The organism is Rhizobium cauense (assembly GCF_019511525.1).
Taxonomy (GTDB): domain Bacteria; phylum Pseudomonadota; class Alphaproteobacteria; order Rhizobiales; family Rhizobiaceae; genus Rhizobium; species Rhizobium cauense.
The window spans coordinates 46,271-63,234 of record NZ_JAEUAT010000001.1; the positions used below are offsets into that span (position 1 = coordinate 46,271).

Consider the following 16,964-nt stretch of genomic DNA (forward strand, 5'->3'; position numbering starts at 1 on the left):
CACCCGTCAACCTCAAATACCCATCGCGATTTCTGAGGATAGCCCCAGGTCAGGTTGAAGGGGCAATATAAGGCTGCACTAAAACAGAAACGACTCATTGGAGTTATCCATGCGAGCACTTGCGGCTGTTCCTGTTGCACCCAGCGTTATCATCGATGGCGAGCCCTTCGGCTATGTCAGGAAGGTTTACGTCGACGACGAGCCTTGCTGGGGTCTTTTCGATTCAGATGGCGACGTGATCTTCGTCGGCGATGCGGCCAGCGATTGTCACACGTATGCGGCCAAGGAGCAGATCCGGATACAGATCATCCACTAACCTGCCCTGTTATTGCAAACGCAGGCAAAGGTTCGGGACACGCGCGGACGCGGGTCCGGGTTGACGCAGTCCGGCAGGACGATGGCCCCCGCCGGACCACTTGAAATGACATCAGCGGTATGACGGCGCTGGCGGTGCGACCACGACCTTTTCGCTCGAGAAGACGATAAAAGCGAAGAGCAACACACCGGCGAAGACGATAAAGGATGAAATCCCGACAATCGGCTCTACTGCCACATTCCCCTGCAGCATCAAGTAGAGCGACGGGACCAGAAGCACCAGGCCGACGGTGTATACATAGTACTGGATGATTGCGAGGCGCTTCTCGGCCTTCTGCGGGTTGAGAGCATGGTAACCGCCAAAAATGGCCATGCTTACCCAACCCAAGAGATTACAGTGCGCATGAGCGCCAATAACGCTGTGATCCTGCGAGATCGCCATGTTTAACCCCATGACGATGCCGACAATCAGAAACAATACGGCAGTTTTGAAGTATAGCTGCGCAATGCGTGGCATAGTTTTCCCCTCCGTTTTCAACGAAAGCATTATCACTCGACCGTACAAAAGAGAATGATCGAGCATCATGGTTTATACATTAAACAACCGAAATATTACTGTCGGAAAGATACGGGCTGCAACATAGAACTCCGATGCCTCCGCACGGCGGTTCAGCATGGCACTTTTATAAGCATTTTCTTAATTTCATTTCGCCTATTCTCCGGCCTCTTCACATCGGAGAAGCGGGATGAGAGACATCTACAAACCTTTCGTCGCCAGCGACGATCCTGATCGGGACATCCGCTGCCAGGACGCCCTGCAGTTTGCATTCCGCGACCTCGTCGCGGCGTCTGTTCAGGCAGGATGGGACGAGCAGGAAGCGCTCGAGGCCATCATCATGCTTGCGGACGACAGTCTTCGACGCTTCGCCGCCAATGACGACGCTCAAACGCTGCTGGATGTGTTGCGACGCATGGCATGAGGAGCTTCCAGCTCGCCGAAGGCGCATCCTGTGGCAGAGGTGGGCAACAAATGTACCAACTCCGGTGGTGCCGCTCGTAACATACCGTATGCTACGCTACCCAAAGCTGTAACTTACTTCCATATTGTAAGCTCCGGACTGATCATCCCGCAATTCCAGAAAGAAGCGAGCGCGGCAGCATCGCCAGTTTCTTGGCTGCAGTTGCCTCTGATGCGGGAGAACGGTCATGGCAGATGCAGGTATCTACGCTAAATTCGAAGACCTCAGCCCATTCGAGATCAAGGACGAGCTCATCCGCCTGGCACAAGCCGACAAGGCGGGGCGCGTATATCTGAATGCCGGCAGAGGAAATCCCAACTGGATTGCGACGAAAGCGCGTGAGGCCTTCTTCCTGCTCGGACAGTTCGCACTGACCGAAGCCAAGCGAGTTTCTTATGACGAAGCCGCCGGGCTGGCGGGCATGCCTCCGACCGACGGTTGCCATAGCCGCCTGAAAGCGTGGCTCCAGAAGCGCAAGGGCGATCCGGACACACCCGGAGCAGAGACCCTCGAGGCCGTCGTCGACTTCGCGATCAAGAAATTCGCCTTCGAACCTGACAAATTTGTCAATGAACTGACGGACTCGATCATCGGCGACCACTACCCCGTGCCCGACCGCGCCCTCGTGCACAACGAGGCGATCACGCACGAATACCTGATGTGGGCCATGTGCTCCGGCAATCGCCCGACCGCGAAATTCGACCTCTACCCCGTCGAGGGCGGCACCGCGGCCATGTGCTACATTTTCAAGGCGCTGAAAAATGCCCGGCTACTGAATTCCGGCGATACGATCGCGCTCGCGACGCCGATCTTCACCCCCTACCTCGAAATGCCTCACCTCGAGGATTACGCGCTGAAGCAGATCCATGTTTCAGCCGAGGCCGAGGACCGTTTTCAGCTCACCGATGAGGATCTGAAACCGCTCGAGGACAAGTCGGTCAAGGCGCTGTTTATCGTCAACCCCGGAAATCCGTCGGCCGTTGCGCTCGATCCCGAAACGATGGACCGTCTGGTGAAGTTCGTGAATACGAAGCGTCCGGACCTGATGATCCTGACCGATGACGTCTACGGCACCTTCGTGCCGAATTTCGAGTCGGTGATGGGCCACCTGCCGCACAACACGATCGGCGTCTACTCCTACTCCAAGTATTTCGGCTGCACCGGCTGGCGTCTCGGCGTCATCGCGGTCGCCCAGGACAACATATTCGACAAGATGATCCGCGCCCTGCCGGAATCTGCGCAAAAGCTGATGGACGCCCGCTACAAGGCACTCACCCCGAAGCCGCGCGACATCAAGTTCATCGATCGTATCGTTGCAGACAGCCGCGATGTCGCATTGAACCATACCGCCGGGCTGTCCCTGCCACAGCAGGTGATGATGTCGCTGTTCGGCCTCGTCGAGATGCTTGATGACGAGAAGATCTATCAGAAGGCCTGCATGGCGATCTGCCAGCGGCGCTTCGACAAGTTGATGAACGGCATGGGGATCGAATTCCAGCCCCGCCCCTACTTCGACCGATATTACGGCATCATCGACTATGAGTTCTGGGCGCGGAAATATATCGGCGACGAGGTGACCGACTGGGTCAAGCAGAACGTCCACCCGCTAGATATCGCCTTCAAGCTCGCGGAGGATCACGGCATCGTGGTTCTGAACGGATCCGGCTTCGATGCGCCGAACTGGTCGGTGCGCGTGTCGTTCGCCAACCTGCCCGACGATGCCTACGATTCCATCGGACGCGCGATAAGAGCTGTTGCGCGCGGCTATCTGCAAGCCTACCGGGCGGCCAAGGGGGAACCTGCTCAACCCTAGCAGGAGACGCGCACTCTGCCGCCTAGATCCAGTCAGGAGATCACGCCGTCATGTTCGAATGGTTCGCCGAAACGCTCCGAAAATATCCCGAGATCGCCATCTTTCTCTCGCTTGCAATCGGCTACTTTGTCGGCAAGTTCACCTACAAGGGCCTCGGGCTGGGTGCGGTCACCTCGACCTTGCTTGCTGCCGTCATCATCGGTCAGCTCGGCATAACCGTGTCACCGAACGTCAAATCGGTCTTCTTTCTCATGTTCCTGTTTGCGGTAGGATACAGCGTCGGCCCGCAGTTCGTGCGCGGCATCGCCACCGACGGCCTGCCGCAGGCCGCCTTTTCGGTGATCGTCTGCATCTACTGCCTCGCGGTTCCGGTGATCCTTGCGATGATCGCGGGCTACGATGTCGGCTCCGCCGCAGGCCTTTACGCCGGCTCTCAGACGATCTCAGCCTCGATGGGCCTTGCGACGGACGCGATAAACCGCCTCGGGCTGCCACCCGAGCAGGCCACCGCAATGCTCAATGCGATGCCCATTGCCTATGCGGTCACCTATATTTTCGGCACGGCGGGCTCGGCCGTCATCCTTGCCCTCGTCGGACCAAGGCTCCTCGGCATCGACCTCGCCGCTGCCTGCAAGGACTATGAAACTCGCCACAGCGCCGCGGCCGAATTCGGCGGCGCGGGTTCGGCGTGGCACCGCTTCGAGCTCAGGGCTTACAGGATCAAGCCCAACGGGCCTGCGGCGGGCCTGACGGCGGCGAAGGCCGAGGCTCTTCTGCCACACGCCCGGGTGTTCATAGAGCGCATCCGCCGAGACGGTGTCATCCAGGAGGCCACAGCCGATACTGTCCTGCAGGCGGGCGATGTCGTTGCCGTGGTTGGCCCCCGCGATGTGCTTGTCGATGTGCTTGGCCACGAGGCCGAGGAGGTCAACGATCCCGAGCTGCAGAATGTCCCCGCCGAAGGCGTCGACGTCTTCGTCACGAGCAAGGAGGTCGACGGCAAGACACTGGCCGATCTTGCCAAGTCGCCCGCGGCGCGTGGTGTCTTCCTGCGAAAGATTGTTCGTGGCGCTACCGCGGTCGTCATCCCGATCCTGCCGGATACCGTGCTCCACCGCGGCGACATCTTGACCCTCGTGGGCCGCTCGAAGGACGTTGCGGCGGCCACAAAGCATATCGGCTACGCTGACCGCGCCACTGACATTGCCGACGTCGCCTTCATCGGCGCCGCAATCGCGTTGGGTGCGCTCGTCGGCGCGCTCGTGCTGAATATCGCTGGCGTCCCGCTCACGCTTTCGACGGCGGGCGGCGCCTTGATCTCGGGGCTCGTTTTCGGCTGGCTGCGGTCGGTGCATCCGACGTTCGGACGGATCCCGTCCTCGACCGTGTGGTTCATGAACTCGGTCGGGCTGAACGTCTTCATCGCCGTCGTCGGCATCAGCGCCGGACCCGGATTTGTCGCGGGGCTCAAGGAACTCGGCATCAGCCTCTTCCTCTGGGGTGTGGTCGCCACCACGATCCCGCTGATCCTTGCGATGTATACCGGCAAGTACCTGTTCAAGTTCGACCCGGCCATTCTGTTCGGCGCCTGCGCCGGCGCCCGCACCACCACCGCAGCCCTCGGCATGATCACCGATGCCGCCAAGAGCCAAGTGCCGGCACTCGGCTACACCGTCACCTACGCCATCGGCAACACGCTGCTGACGATCTGGGGGATGGTAGTCGTGATGCTGCTGGGTTGATGCCTATCCACGCCTAAGCAGCCGGTAGGGGGCTACGCTAACCCCGGTCTCACGGTATCCAGTCATGCCAAGTGCGCAGTCGTCACTAGCCAGAAGGTAATCGTGTTGCGGAGCGGCTGGATCGTCCAGCGAAATCCGAAAATTTCGCTGGAGATACGCATGAAATAGCCAGTCCCCGTGAACGGAGCCGCACGTCGAAACGATGGCATCACACGGAACCTGCGGGGAACAAACCTCTGAGGCAACCTTCTCAGCATTGTCAATTGTTACCGAGTATTGTCCTGGTTGCCCGAGATGGAAAACGACCCAGAACAGCGACAACCCGAGCAGTCCCGCCAAGAGCCACTGCGTCTTCCGCAACAGCCGCTCCGGCAGCCCGCTCAGCATGCGCCACAGGACTGGTGTGCAGACAATCGCTAAGCCCGCAGCAAAATATGGCAGGGATGGATTGAAATAGAAGCTGGATACGCGCGGAGCGAGAAGAAGCGGAAGTGAGGCGGAAAATCCAGTCAGCGAGAAGAATACGATTCGATTCATACGGTCGCGACGAAGGGTGCCGTCCTGCAAAGGCCTTGCCGCCCTGCGACCGATGAAGAACACGACGGCCGTCAAGAGCAACGGATAGGCATTGACCCTGACAAAGGTTCTCAGGGCTGCGATACCACTGCCGTTATGCCCTCGCTCGCCGGAGAGACTTGTTAGGATCTGAGCCGATACGTAGCGCTCAATCGTTCCTCTGGGCCCCTCCATGCTCCACATGACCGCGAATAGACCAACGATCACCGCGCCGATTGTGACCGTATCAACGAGCGCAACGACGAGCGTCGGGCGCCGGAAGCTCAGCCAATAGATGCCTGGCGCGGCGAGAGGGAAGAGGCCAACGGGGCCTTTCGTCATGAGCGCCAGTGCTGTCAGCAGTCCGGCGGCGACCAGGAAACACAACCGTCGCCCCGTCGATTGACCGTCATAGGCCGCCACAACGCAGAAGACTGCAAGAGATGTGAAAACGATCAGCAGGTTTTCAAGCAATCCATTTGCGAAGCCCCATGCGAAGCGTCCCGCGATGATCGTCAAGACCATCACGAACGGAATACCCCGGCGCAGCTCTGCGTCGGCGCCATTCAGGCGGAGCCAGATCATTGCGATGATTGCTAAGCTTGCTGCGAAGGTCGTCAGAGAGAAAAGTTTGTCGATGATCACCGTATCGCCAAACAGTCTGAAGGCGAATGATTGCAGCCACATCATAAGCGGTGGGTGCTCAGCGAATACCGGAAACAGGGTCTTGGAGAATTGTGGCGCCCAGAACGTTCCAACACCCTCGGCAAGGTTGCGAGCGATGCTTGCGTAGATCAACCCGTCAAGGAAGAATGATTGCTGAACGACGTCCAGCAGCAATTTGAGGCAGATGGCGATTGCCACAATGAGCCACAAAACAGCCGCGACTCGTGGCCTCGGCGATGCCGGGTCGTCGCCAGCACCTGCGCGGGTGTTAGTTACTTCCATATGAACCTGTTCGCGATCACAAACTTCCAAACCGTATCGATAGCGATTCCAGCGAGCGTAGCGACGAAGACAACATGAACCAAGCGCTCATACGTCAGTGTTGCAGCGGATACGTTCGCAACAATCCCTACGGCCGAAACCACCAGAAACTTCAAGTAGCCCCAAAGTTTCGCCCACCCCCGCAGGCGGCGGTCGCTAAACGTTAGCAGGTTGTTGAGGAGGAAATTGCCGGTGGCGGCGGTCAGAGTGGCAACCGTCTGAGCGACCGCGAACGGAATCATCAACGACAGAGCGGCATAGAGAACCGCAAAATGAACGAAGATTCCCGAGCCCCCCACAAGCAGGAAGGATATTAGGCTGACCGGCAAAATTCCTCCCGTCAGCTTGCTCAGAAGAAACGTCACGAATTTCCAGATGACATAAACGTCGAGCTTTGACTGGCCATGCAGCCGCACGCCAAAATCGAAGGGAACCTCCCCGTGCCTCAACGCCTTGTTGGAATGAAGAATATCCAAGAGCAACTTGAATCCGGGATCCCCCAAATGGGGCGCGGTCTGGAGAAAGCTGTCGCGCCTTATGATGAAGAAACCTGTCAGCGGGTCGGAAAGCGTTCGACCGAGAACAATGCCGCTTAGCCAGTTTCCGAAGGTCGAAAGCTTCTGTCTGAGCGGGGACAGCCCCTCCATTTCCTGATCGCGTTCGAGCCTGCGGGCGGCGCTCACAATGTGGAGTCCATCGCGCTCCAGCCGTTCCACCATTTCTTGGATAACTGCGGGATCGTGCTGACCGTCCACATCCATGACGCACAGCAGCTCGCCTCTGGCAGACAGCATGCCCTGTATGCTGGATTTGGCGAGCCCACGGTCACTGAGCCTCGTTATCGACCGAATGCGGTGGTCCGCCCTTGAAAGATGAAACGCCTTTTCTGCCGTGCCGTCCGGTGAATTGTCATCGACAAAGATGATCTCCCAGTCGAATCGGGAAAGCGCTTCCTTTGCTTTCTCGATGAAGGGGCGAATGTTTTCCGACTCGTTATAAGTCGGCGCGATAACAGAAAGGCTTCTCTGCGACACCAAGAGCTCCAGGGCAAATATCATTGCGAAGTAGCAAAGCGTTAACGAAACTACAAGCGTGACATAGGCGGCCATCATTTGAGCCGTTCAAACCCATGTCGAGGTGCCAGCCTAGCCCTTGCACTGGGTTCGCCACACCTATGTATAGGTTCCCTGCCGCTCACTGCATTGTACCGTGGGAATAGCCTTATCGCGTCCCAAAGGTAACTCAAATGAGCAGACTTCTGACAATGATTACGGCCGGAGCACTCGTCAGCGTGTTTCTTTCGTCATGCATGAGCATCCCGGCAGCAACAGGTACAGCGCCCAACTACGCGCGAGGAGACACCTCGAATCCGGCCTGTGCCGATGGATTCAGACCCCGCAATGGTCGAGGCTGCGGGTATTGAGGGGCGCTCGCTCCGATTCCGTCAAGGCGCCGGGTGATTAGCATCCCGCTCGGGTGGGCAAGCGACGTTTGCTGAGTTGCTCGGCCAAAACACAGGCGCCATGGCACTCATCGCTCACGGTTTGGAGGCACCAGATACTTCAGTGCTTCTACTGAGCGGGAGAAATGTTTGCGGCGGTCAGTTCGTGAAAAGTGGTGCCCAGAGCCGGAATCGAACCAGCGACACGCGGATTTTCAATCCGCTGCTCTACCAACTGAGCTATCTGGGCTAACCCGCTTCGTGGACATTCTTTCCTGAGAAAGAACCGAGGGGCCTTGGTTCGCCCCGGAAGCGAGCGGGGTTATAGCATCTTGTCCGGACATGGCAAGCGCCAAATGACAGTTTTTTGAGAAGCCTTTGGATTTTCCGGATTCATCAACGAATTTAATGGCTTCGCTCGTGGAAAATCCAGCCTATTCCTCGTCCTTGTAGTCAGCCTTCGTCTCGTCGTCAGCGACTGGAATGGCGTACGAGCCGGAGAGCCAGCGCGAAAGGTCGAGTTCGCGGCAGCGGTTCGAGCAGAACGGATAGTGTTCGCGATGGGATGGCTTGCCGCATTCCGGGCACGGCCGCGCCTTACGCAGCGGTTCGACCTTGGCGGCGATTTTCTTTTCGTCAGACATCAGCGGTTCCTTCGAGGATCAGCCCTCGGGCCACCGGCTATGTACGTCAAAGCCTTCGCCGGTCAGCAGAAGGATGGTTTCATAGAGCGGCAACCCGACAACATTGGTGTAGGACCCGACCATCTTCTGCACAAATGTGCCGGCCAGGCCCTGGATGCCATAGGCGCCGGCCTTGCCACGCCATTGCCCTGAGGCCAGGTAGTTCTCAATCTCGAAACCGGAAAGGCGCTTGAAGCGAACCTTCGTCTCGACGATCTTCTGGCGGATCTTGCGGTCGGGTGTCACCAGGCAGACACCGGTATAGACCCAGTGGCTGCGGCCGGAGAGGAGATGCAGAGAAGCCGACGCTTCATCCGCAAACTCGGCCTTGCCCAGAATGCGGCGGCCGACAGCGACGACCGTATCGGCGGACAGGATGTAGCTGCCCTTCCACATCATGTCGCCCTTGATGGCGGCAAGCGCTGCCTCGGCTTTTTCCGTCGACAGACGCCGGGCAAGCGAGCGCGGATGCTCAGACTTCTTCGGCGTCTCGTCGATATCCATCGGCATCAGGCGCGATGGCTCAATCCCTGCCTGATTGAGCAGGTCGACGCGGCGGGGCGAGCCGGAAGCCAGAATGAGCTTGTATTTCAGCGCCATGGAACCTCGACCACCGGAAGACGGAGAGAAGCCTTTCGAGCCTTCAAGCACCCTACTTGAAACGATAGGTGATGCGGCCCTTGGTCAGGTCGTAGGGGGTCATTTCGACGAGAACCTTGTCGCCCGCCAGAACGCGGATGCGGTTCTTGCGCATGCGGCCGGCCGTGTGGGCGATGATCTCGTGTTCGTTTTCGAGCTTCACGCGGAACGTCGCGTTCGGCAGAAGCTCGGTCACGATACCCGGAAATTCAAGGACTTCTTCTTTAGGCATATAGAGGTTTTCTTCCTGTCGGTTGAGATAGCGGCAATAGCCGCCCCAAATTTTGCGCGGAAACTACACAATCAGCGGAGGTTTGTGAACCTCGTTGATCGCGTTTCTGTTATTTGTTTCACGCCGATTGCGCGGCGGTGGAGTTTCTTCTCACCAATCGGCTCTCGATCAGTTCGGTCAGATGATCGCGAACTTCCCGGTAGCTGTCCAGAATCTGCTCTCGCGTGCCCTGAACTACGGTCGGATCCATGGTCGGCCAATACACGACTTCGATCGCTTTTGACCGGGTCAGCTCCAGCGCCGCATGGTGCGCCTGCGGCGAAAGCGTGATGATCAGGTCGAAGTAATCGTCCTCGAGTTCTTCCAGCGTGTGCGGATGATGCCGGCCGAGCGAAAGGCCGATCTCTTCCAGCGCAACATCGACGAACGGATCGCGCTCTCCCGCGCGGACGCCCGCGGACCTGATGTAGACATTTGCCGGCAGCATGCTGCGGGCAATCACCTCGGCCATCGGGGAGCGGATGCAGTTCATGCCGCACATGAACAGAATGGCGCCCGGCCTCTTTCCGTCGCCTGGCTCGACCGGCGCTTCCATCGGCGTCAGCCGCGCCAGTAGAGCACGCAGACCAGCGTGAACAGCCGGCGGGCGGTGTCGAAATCGACCTCGATCTTGCCGTTCAGCCGGTCCCTCAGGGTCTGCGAACCCTCATTGTGGATGCCGCGCCGCCCCATATCGATCGCCTCGATGCGACTTGGCGAGGCGGAGCGGATGGCCTCATAGTAGCTTTCGCAGATCAGGAAGTAATCCTTCACGATGCGGCGAAACGGGGTCAGCGAAAGGATGTGGGTCGCGACGGCTGCACCATCCTCGGTCGTGATCGCGAAAACCAGCTTGGAATCGACCAGCGAAATGTTCAGCCGATAGGGGCCGCCGGAATGGCCAACGGGCGTAAAGCTGTTTTCCTCGACAAGATCGAAAATGGCAACCGCGCGCTCGTGCTCGACGTCGGGCGTCGCTCGGCCGATGGTGTCGTCAAGGACGACGTCGCAAAGCCGGAAGTCGCCCGCTGCCATCTCTTACCTTTCCAGATTGAGGCGGATCGCAACCGATCGCGCATGCCCGTCCAGCCCTTCGGACATGGCAAGCGCAATGGCAGCCGGGCCGAGCGTGCGCAACTGCTCCGGGCCAAGACGCAAGATCGAGGTGCGCTTGACGAAATCGAGCACGGAAAGCCCCGACGAGAACCGCGCCGAACGGGCCGTCGGCAGAACGTGGTTCGAGCCGCCGACATAGTCGCCGATCACTTCGGGCGTGTGGGCGCCGATGAAAATCGCGCCGGCATTGCGGATGTTGGGTAGCAGCGCATCCGGATCGGCAACAGCGAGCTCCAGATGTTCGGCCGCGATCCGGTTTGCCAGCGGAATCGCGTCCGCAAGCTTTTTCACGAGAATGATGGCGCCGAAATCGCGCCAGCTGGCCACTGCGGTTTCAGAACGGTTCAGCGTCTTCAGCTGCCGCTCGACGGCTGCTTCGACCGCCTTTGCAAACTCGGCATCATCGGTTGCGAGGATCGCCTGCGCGCTCGCATCGTGCTCCGCCTGTGCCAGAAGGTCGGCTGCGATCCAGTCCGGATCGTTGTCCTTGTCGGCAATGACGAGCACTTCCGAGGGTCCTGCGATCATGTCGATGCCGACCGTGCCGAAAACCTGCCGCTTGGCAGCGGCGACATAGGCATTGCCGGGACCGGTGATCTTGGCAACCGGCGCGATCGTCTCGGTGCCGTAGGCAAGTGCTGCGACAGCCTGTGCGCCACCGACCCGATAGATCTCGGTAACGCCGGCAAGCTTGGCGGCGGCAAGAACCGCGGGGTTGACGGAGCCACCGGTTGCAGGAACGACAATGACAATACGATCGACGCCTGCGACCTTCGCAGGCACGGCATTCATCAGAACCGAACTCGGATAGCTCGCCGTACCGCCGGGAACATAGAGGCCGACAGCCTCGATCGCCGTCCAGCGGGAGCCGAGGCCGACGCCCATGTCGTCCTCATAGATATCGTCCTTCGGCAACTGGCGGCGGTGATGCGATTCGATGCGTACGGCCGCAACCTTCAGCGCGCCAAGAACTTCGGCCGGAACGGCTTCGATGGCCGCATCGATCTCAGCCTCGGTGACGCGCATCGGCGTTACGGCGTAATCAATCCCGTCGAACCTCTTCGAATATTCGGCAAGCGCCACATCGCCTCGGGCCCTGACGTCATCGATGATGGCGCGGACTGCCGTATTCACATCCTCGGAGACTTCACGCTTGGTCGTCAGGAAGGCGGCAAACCGTTGCTCGAAGCCTTCCGATGCCTGATCCAGCCAGATAGCCAATGCGATATTCCCTCTTCAGATACTCGGTGAACCAGTTTTCAGGCGCCGGGATGGCGCGGTTTGGAGGCGGTTTCCCACGCGCCGCCGACATCCGCAAGCTGAACCTCGATGCATTCAACGTCCAGTGCGATCGTAGCGGCGCCCGAGAGCGCCAGCTCAACCGTTCCCTCCGGGCCCTCGCCCTTCTGCTCGAAGCGGATGGCAAGCAAAGACAAGACTTCGTCGCGGTTCGTGCGGTCGATACCTGTCGAGCGGACTGCAAGCACACGCTTGAAAACGATAGCAGCGCGGCGGCGCTCGAAGCCTTTGCGTTTCTTGCCTGCCTCTTCCCACACGAAGCGGTTGACTGCGACAGAGAACTGAGCCTCACGCGGCGACCAGGCGATATCGGCGACCTTGAAGACGCTATCCTGCAAATGCGCGGAGACGACGGCAAGATCCTCGCTATCGAGCGCAACAAGCCTCAGATCAGTCATTCAGGCAAAACCCCATCGCCAATGCATCGCCGGGATGGCGATGCGTTCTGACAACGGACATAAGGCGCGACACGAGAATGCGCAACCGTGACAAAGGGCGAGTGTCGCCCTTTTAGCTACTCGCTGACACGCTCGACGATGGCGCCGCAGCGGGTGAGCTTTTCTTCCAGGCGCTCGAAGCCGCGATCGAGGTGATAAACGCGGGACACCATCGTCTCGCCTTCGGCGGCAAGGCCGGCAATGACGAGCGACACGGAGGCACGCAGGTCGGTTGCCATGACAGGCGCACCCTTGAGGCGCGGAACGCCTTCGATCTTCGCCGTCTGGCCCGACAGCGAGATCTTGGCGCCGAGACGCGCAAGTTCCTGCACGTGCATGAAGCGGTTTTCGAAGATCGTCTCGGTAACATGCGAGATGCCGGTCGAGCGCGTCATCAGCGCCATGAACTGCGCCTGCAGATCGGTCGGGAAGCCCGGGAACGGATCGGTGACGATATCGACCGGCTTGATGCCGGCGCCGTTGCGGCGGATACGCATGCCATTGTTGGTCGGCGAAATTTCCGCACCGGCGCGGCGCAGCGTTTCAAGCGCCGTGTCGAGCAGCGCGACATCGGTATTCTCAAGCGTGACATCACCACCGGCCATGGCGACGGCCATGGCGTAGGTGCCGGTCTCGATGCGATCCGGAAGGACGCGGTGACGGGCGCCTGACAGTGAGGTGACACCTTCGATGGTGATCGTGCTCGTGCCGGCGCCTGAAATCTTTGCACCCATGGCGATCAGGCAGTTGGCGAGGTCGACGACCTCAGGCTCGCGGGCGGCGTTGCCGATGACAGTCGTGCCTCGGGCAAGGGTTGCAGCCATCATCATCACGTGGGTCGCGCCGACAGATACCTTCGGGAAGGTGTAGCGGGCGCCAATCAGGCCGCCCTTCGGTGCCGTCGCATTGATGTAGCCGCCGTCGATCTCAAGGTTCGCACCGAGCGCAGTCAGGCCATCGAGGAACAGATCGACCGGACGCGTGCCGATGGCGCAACCGCCCGGCAACGAGACGCGGCACTGGCCTTCGCGGGCAAGCAGCGGCCCGATGACCCAGAAGGAAGCGCGCATCTTGGAGACCAGCTCGTAGGGAGCGGTGGTATCGACGATGGTGCGGCAGGTGAAGTGGATGGTGCGCGAGTAGGCATCTTCCTGGCGCTCGCGGCGGCCGTTGACGGCAACGTCGACGCCGTGATTGCCGAGGATGCGCATCAGAAGCTCGACGTCGGCCAGATGCGGCACATTCTCAAGCGTCAGTGTATCGCTGGTCAGCAGCGAGGCGATCATCAGCGGCAGGGCGGCATTCTTGGCGCCGGAAATCGGAATGATGCCGTTAAGCTCATTACCGCCGACAATTCTAATACGATCCATGTGCGCTTACGGGCGATGCCCGCCTTTCTAAAAGGCTGTCTGGAAAAAGATGCGGGTGTTTAGACGAAATTAGCGGGGGCTTCAATTCGCCGTGAACGGAACATTACGATTCGTCCATTTTTGCGGCAGGCAGGCCATTCGTCTCATCTGCCTGCCCGGAACGGCGCGCACGCGTCTGCTGTTTGCGGCGGGACAAATTCTCGCGAAGTTTTTCGGCAGCGCGCTCGCGGCGCAACTCCGCCTGGCGTTCGATCGCCGCCTTGCGGCTCATCTGGCCTTTTTCGGTGTTCTCGGTCATGCCGCAGGCTTACCTGAATTTGCGGCATTTCAAAAGTGGCCCGACCTCAATCCACCGAAAGATGGAAATTGCGGCTTGCGCTTGGCATGAACCTGTGGCAATAGGCCCCCCGTTCACGCAATGCAGCCGCTTCGGTTGCGCGTCTGGTCCTTGCTGCCGTAGCTCAGTGGTAGAGCACACCCTTGGTAAGGGTGAGGTCGGTGGTTCAATCCCACTCGGCAGCACCAGTTTTCTCTAAAACAACCAACCAGACAGGTCCGCCCAGGCGGATTCGTCTTTCGGCTGACATCAATCTCTCGGTGACCCCATCGCACAGGCGAGCGACTACCCCAGGCGGAAGCGCCTAAGCGACCTGTAAGGCGCTGAGATTTCGTTTGAATCGCGCTGCGCGTGCTGCTTTGCTGCCAGCAGTCTAGGAAAGGCACGCCCATGAAAAATGTGGCTCTAGCCGCCGCGCTTTTGCTGTCGTCCACATCCGTCGCCGGTGCTGATGCGCAGATCAATGCGCGCGATCATACATGCAGCCAGATCGCCCAGATCGTTCGTCAGGAAAAGAAGGTATTCGTTCGCGTCGGCATCGGCGGCCGCAAATTCCGTTATCCGCCCGCCAGATGCGGGCCAAGCGACAAGCGCGGCACCACCAGTCTGCGCGACGCCAATGGAAGGCAATGCCTTCTCGACTACGCCTGCGTCTACGATCCGGAATCCTTCTACAACTTTCGCTAGCTCGCGGCACAGCGCGGCGACATGCTTGGTTCAACCAAGCCAACGCAGTCTACGCGTCGAAATGCCAGTCCTTTGTCGGGCGGCATGACAGGTAGTCGGATGTGTCGAGATCACCGATCATCTGCCTCAACCTTCGCACGGTCTCCTCAAATGCAGCGAGCTTCGCGGCGGTCACGTCCACATTCTGGCCAGTGGCGTCATCGACTTCAAGCCAGCGCTGTTGCCCACGTCGCATCGACACGACCAGAGAAACATACTTCTGGCATTCCGAATTCAGCATGTACTTGAGGTCCTGCATCATCGATCTCCGGCTAACAATTGACGACTGACGCTGAGCGTTCCATGGTTGCATGAACGGCGAAAACCCGCCAGTTAAAAGTGCGAACGAACTCGCTGATATAGGAAAAATGGTTGCCGGCGACAGGAAATCGAGCGCCGGCCCGCGCCCCGCTTTCCGATTTGCCGCCTGTGAAAATATCGCTAATATACATCAGGCTTGCGGCCTCGGAGGAACGTGGAGGCCGGTTTGTGCGTTTTGGCATGTGCAAGGGAGGAGTCGCCTATGGCAAGCGAGAAGTGGAACGACCCAATCAACGTGGGGTTTGAAAATACGGATGCGCGGACGATCCTCGGCCCTTTGGACGCACTGAAATGCCTGGCAGACTTATGGCCGAGCGCCCGCGGGCTGCGTTATCTCAAGGCAAGGAGCGCATGCCGGGCAGCCCTCGATGGCCGCAAGACCGTTGAAGAGGCGCGCGCGGAATTCGTCGCAGCGGCCGAGGAAGCGCGGCTGAAGGTCAATTGACCGGCTTTTGCCGCCGTTCCTAGGAGCAACCTGTCCCGGAACAGGCCAATGGTTTATTTTTGCTTAACCCTTCGCCACGCTTGCTGTGACAACCGCGAGTAAGCGCATTGCCAATATGGCACGTCCCTCAATAGAACATCGCCAGCCATCATGATGATGGTCAGAGGCTCGTCACCCTCTGCGAAAGCAGACGAGCCTCGATTGCAATAACTTTGCCTCATGCGGGCTTCAGACGCCTTCTCCCAATCTTCTCCAGCACTTTGCGCCCGAGCTTCTGGCCCGGCCCTTCGATGCGCGTGAAGCCAAGGTATGCCAGCGCATAGGCGATTGGCAGGAGGGCGGTCACGACGATCGCAAAACGGACCGGTGCGGAAATGCCGCCGCCGAAATATCTGATGACGAATGCGGCGATCGGCTGCAGCAGGAGCAGATGGATCAGGTAGACGCCGAACGAAAGTTCTCCGAGCCAATGGCAGAAGCGATTTCCCATCATCGAAGAAATGCGGTCGCCAATCTTTCCGATCAGGCCGGGCAGCAGATGATAGTGCACCAGCGCGAAGAAACCGACCACAAGAAGGACGCGGATGGCGACCTTTGTCGAGGTCATGTCCCCGCCGATCGGAATCATCACCAGAAGTACAGCAAGCAGGCCGTTCATGATGGTTTGCCGCTGCGAAACGAACAACCCGTTGGCAATGAGCATGCCGCACAGGAAGACGTGCATTTTCAGCGGCAGGAAAGACGGCATCGGAAAGTCGACATGCAGGGCCTGGATCGCCTTGGCGACAAGGAAAGCGGCAAGCGCAATGAAGGCGGCGCCGGGCAACCACCTGGCTTTCCTCAACAGCAGCATCGCGAGCGGAAATACAGCATAGAACTGCATCTCCAGGCCGAGGCTCCAGTCAGGCAGCGGCGTGCGGAACGCATAAGCCGGATGCAGCCCGAAGAGGAAGCTTGCATGGATGAGAAGGTTGCTCAGGCTGCCGTCCAGATAGCGCTCGGGCAATTGCGGGCCTCGCGCCAGGAAGGTATCAATGACCATACGGCTCTCATAGAGCTGCGGTCCCAGTACCAGCGCGATGCACAGCATCACATAATAAAGCGGCGCAATACGGAAGAAGCGCTTCAGCCAGAAACCGAACCAGGTGGACGGCTTCTCCCAAGGATTTGCCGTCTCGCGCAGTTGATAGTGAAAGACCATCAGAAAGCCGGACAGCATAATGAAGAGGTCGACGCCCAAATCCGGCGACGAAAGAATCGGAAGGTGCCAGCCTGTCAGTTGCAGGCTATGACCCAAGAGTACCCAAAGGGCTGCCAGGCCACGGAGCCCGTCAAGGCAGCCGATCCGCTTGCTCTCAATGATCATCATGTATCCTTCTGGTTGCGGCCCCAGCGCCGCGGAAGCTAGCGCATTGTGCTGCAGCGCACAACGCACAACCAGAAAAGTT

20 protein-coding genes and 2 tRNA genes are annotated in these 16,964 nt (G+C 59.2%); 7 read left to right on the plus strand and 15 right to left on the minus strand.

The features are described 5' to 3' along the window. Window positions 1–109: 109 nt before the first annotated feature. Window positions 110–316, plus strand: coding sequence for a hypothetical protein (locus JNB88_RS00250; RefSeq protein WP_037139065.1), 207 nt, complete (start codon window positions 110–112; stop codon window positions 314–316). A 111-nt stretch (window positions 317–427) separates the two neighbouring features. On the opposite strand, the gene JNB88_RS00255 is transcribed toward JNB88_RS00250, so the two are convergent. Next, window positions 428–832, minus strand: a complete 405-nt coding sequence (locus JNB88_RS00255) for a heme-copper oxidase family protein (RefSeq protein ID WP_037139062.1) — start codon at window positions 830–832, stop codon at window positions 428–430. Window positions 833–1,061: 229 nt separating this feature from the next. Between JNB88_RS00255 and JNB88_RS00260 the strand changes: the two genes are divergently transcribed. From JNB88_RS00260 to aspT, 3 genes are all read left to right on the plus strand, one after another. Continuing rightward, entirely contained in the window at window positions 1,062–1,295 is a 234-nt protein-coding gene (locus JNB88_RS00260) for a hypothetical protein (protein ID WP_037139060.1), read from the plus strand. Window positions 1,296–1,521: 226 nt separating this feature from the next. Next, entirely contained in the window at window positions 1,522–3,147 is a 1,626-nt protein-coding gene (locus JNB88_RS00265) for a bifunctional aspartate transaminase/aspartate 4-decarboxylase (RefSeq protein WP_220353814.1), read from the plus strand. Between the two features lie 50 nt (window positions 3,148–3,197). Continuing rightward, complete coding sequence (gene aspT / locus JNB88_RS00270) at window positions 3,198–4,889, plus strand: aspartate-alanine antiporter (RefSeq protein ID WP_220353815.1); 1,692 nt, start codon at window positions 3,198–3,200, stop codon at window positions 4,887–4,889. Between the two features lie 3 nt (window positions 4,890–4,892). Here the strand turns inward: aspT and JNB88_RS00275 are convergent, their stop codons facing one another. The 12 genes from JNB88_RS00275 to JNB88_RS00330 form a co-directional block, all read right to left on the minus strand. Next, on the minus strand, window positions 4,893–6,392 hold the full coding sequence (locus JNB88_RS00275; protein WP_220353816.1) for an ArnT family glycosyltransferase: 1,500 nt from the start codon (window positions 6,390–6,392) through the stop codon (window positions 4,893–4,895). Next, complete coding sequence (locus tag JNB88_RS00280; protein ID WP_220353818.1) at window positions 6,383–7,465, minus strand: glycosyltransferase; 1,083 nt, start codon at window positions 7,463–7,465, stop codon at window positions 6,383–6,385. Before JNB88_RS00280 ends, JNB88_RS00275 begins: the two co-directional genes overlap by 10 nt. 581 nt (window positions 7,466–8,046) lie before the next feature. Next, window positions 8,047–8,122: transfer RNA gene (locus tag JNB88_RS00285), tRNA-Phe, on the minus strand. A 184-nt stretch (window positions 8,123–8,306) separates the two neighbouring features. Continuing rightward, window positions 8,307–8,516: a DNA gyrase inhibitor YacG gene (gene yacG, locus JNB88_RS00290; RefSeq protein ID WP_037139054.1), complete on the minus strand. Its 210-nt coding sequence runs from the start codon at window positions 8,514–8,516 to the stop codon at window positions 8,307–8,309. Between the two features lie 18 nt (window positions 8,517–8,534). Beyond that, window positions 8,535–9,155 carry a Maf-like protein gene (locus JNB88_RS00295; protein WP_037139052.1) on the minus strand — a complete coding sequence of 207 codons (621 nt, stop codon included), beginning with the start codon at window positions 9,153–9,155 and terminating at the stop codon, window positions 8,535–8,537. A gap of 52 nt (window positions 9,156–9,207) precedes the next feature. Then, a complete protein-coding gene (gene infA, locus JNB88_RS00300; RefSeq protein WP_003545338.1) occupies window positions 9,208–9,426 on the minus strand; it encodes a translation initiation factor IF-1 in 219 nt (72 codons plus the stop codon). Between the two features lie 118 nt (window positions 9,427–9,544). After that, window positions 9,545–10,021 carry an arsenate-mycothiol transferase ArsC gene (locus tag JNB88_RS00305; protein ID WP_220353820.1) on the minus strand — a complete coding sequence of 159 codons (477 nt, stop codon included), beginning with the start codon at window positions 10,019–10,021 and terminating at the stop codon, window positions 9,545–9,547. A 5-nt stretch (window positions 10,022–10,026) separates the two neighbouring features. Further along, entirely contained in the window at window positions 10,027–10,500 is a 474-nt protein-coding gene (locus JNB88_RS00310) for a UPF0262 family protein (protein WP_220353821.1), read from the minus strand. Between the two features lie 3 nt (window positions 10,501–10,503). Further along, entirely contained in the window at window positions 10,504–11,802 is a 1,299-nt protein-coding gene (gene hisD / locus JNB88_RS00315; protein WP_220353822.1) for a histidinol dehydrogenase, read from the minus strand. A gap of 38 nt (window positions 11,803–11,840) precedes the next feature. Next, entirely contained in the window at window positions 11,841–12,278 is a 438-nt protein-coding gene (locus tag JNB88_RS00320) for a DUF2948 family protein (protein ID WP_037139044.1), read from the minus strand. A gap of 116 nt (window positions 12,279–12,394) precedes the next feature. After that, window positions 12,395–13,687 (minus strand): UDP-N-acetylglucosamine 1-carboxyvinyltransferase, encoded by a 1,293-nt coding sequence (gene murA, locus JNB88_RS00325; RefSeq protein WP_037139042.1) that lies wholly within the window; start codon window positions 13,685–13,687, stop codon window positions 12,395–12,397. A gap of 103 nt (window positions 13,688–13,790) precedes the next feature. Beyond that, window positions 13,791–13,985: a hypothetical protein gene (locus JNB88_RS00330; protein ID WP_037139039.1), complete on the minus strand. Its 195-nt coding sequence runs from the start codon at window positions 13,983–13,985 to the stop codon at window positions 13,791–13,793. Window positions 13,986–14,137: 152 nt separating this feature from the next. On the opposite strand from JNB88_RS00330, the gene JNB88_RS00335 reads away from it, so the two are divergent. Both JNB88_RS00335 and JNB88_RS00340 read left to right on the plus strand, forming a co-directional pair. Beyond that, window positions 14,138–14,212, plus strand: a tRNA-Thr gene (locus JNB88_RS00335). 202 nt (window positions 14,213–14,414) lie between these two features. Then, window positions 14,415–14,711: a hypothetical protein gene (locus JNB88_RS00340; RefSeq protein ID WP_037139036.1), complete on the plus strand. Its 297-nt coding sequence runs from the start codon at window positions 14,415–14,417 to the stop codon at window positions 14,709–14,711. A 49-nt stretch (window positions 14,712–14,760) separates the two neighbouring features. Here JNB88_RS00340 and JNB88_RS00345 read toward each other — a convergent pair whose 3' ends face one another. Beyond that, window positions 14,761–15,009: a hypothetical protein gene (locus JNB88_RS00345; protein WP_220353823.1), complete on the minus strand. Its 249-nt coding sequence runs from the start codon at window positions 15,007–15,009 to the stop codon at window positions 14,761–14,763. A 264-nt stretch (window positions 15,010–15,273) separates the two neighbouring features. On the opposite strand from JNB88_RS00345, the gene JNB88_RS00350 reads away from it, so the two are divergent. Further along, the gene (locus JNB88_RS00350) at window positions 15,274–15,516 is read left to right on the plus strand and encodes a DUF982 domain-containing protein (RefSeq protein ID WP_220353824.1); all 243 of its coding nucleotides are present in this window, start codon (window positions 15,274–15,276) and stop codon (window positions 15,514–15,516) included. Window positions 15,517–15,733: 217 nt separating this feature from the next. Here the strand turns inward: JNB88_RS00350 and JNB88_RS00355 are convergent, their stop codons facing one another. Further along, window positions 15,734–16,882, minus strand: coding sequence for an acyltransferase family protein (locus JNB88_RS00355; protein WP_220354242.1), 1,149 nt, complete (start codon window positions 16,880–16,882; stop codon window positions 15,734–15,736). Window positions 16,883–16,964 lie beyond the last annotated feature (82 nt).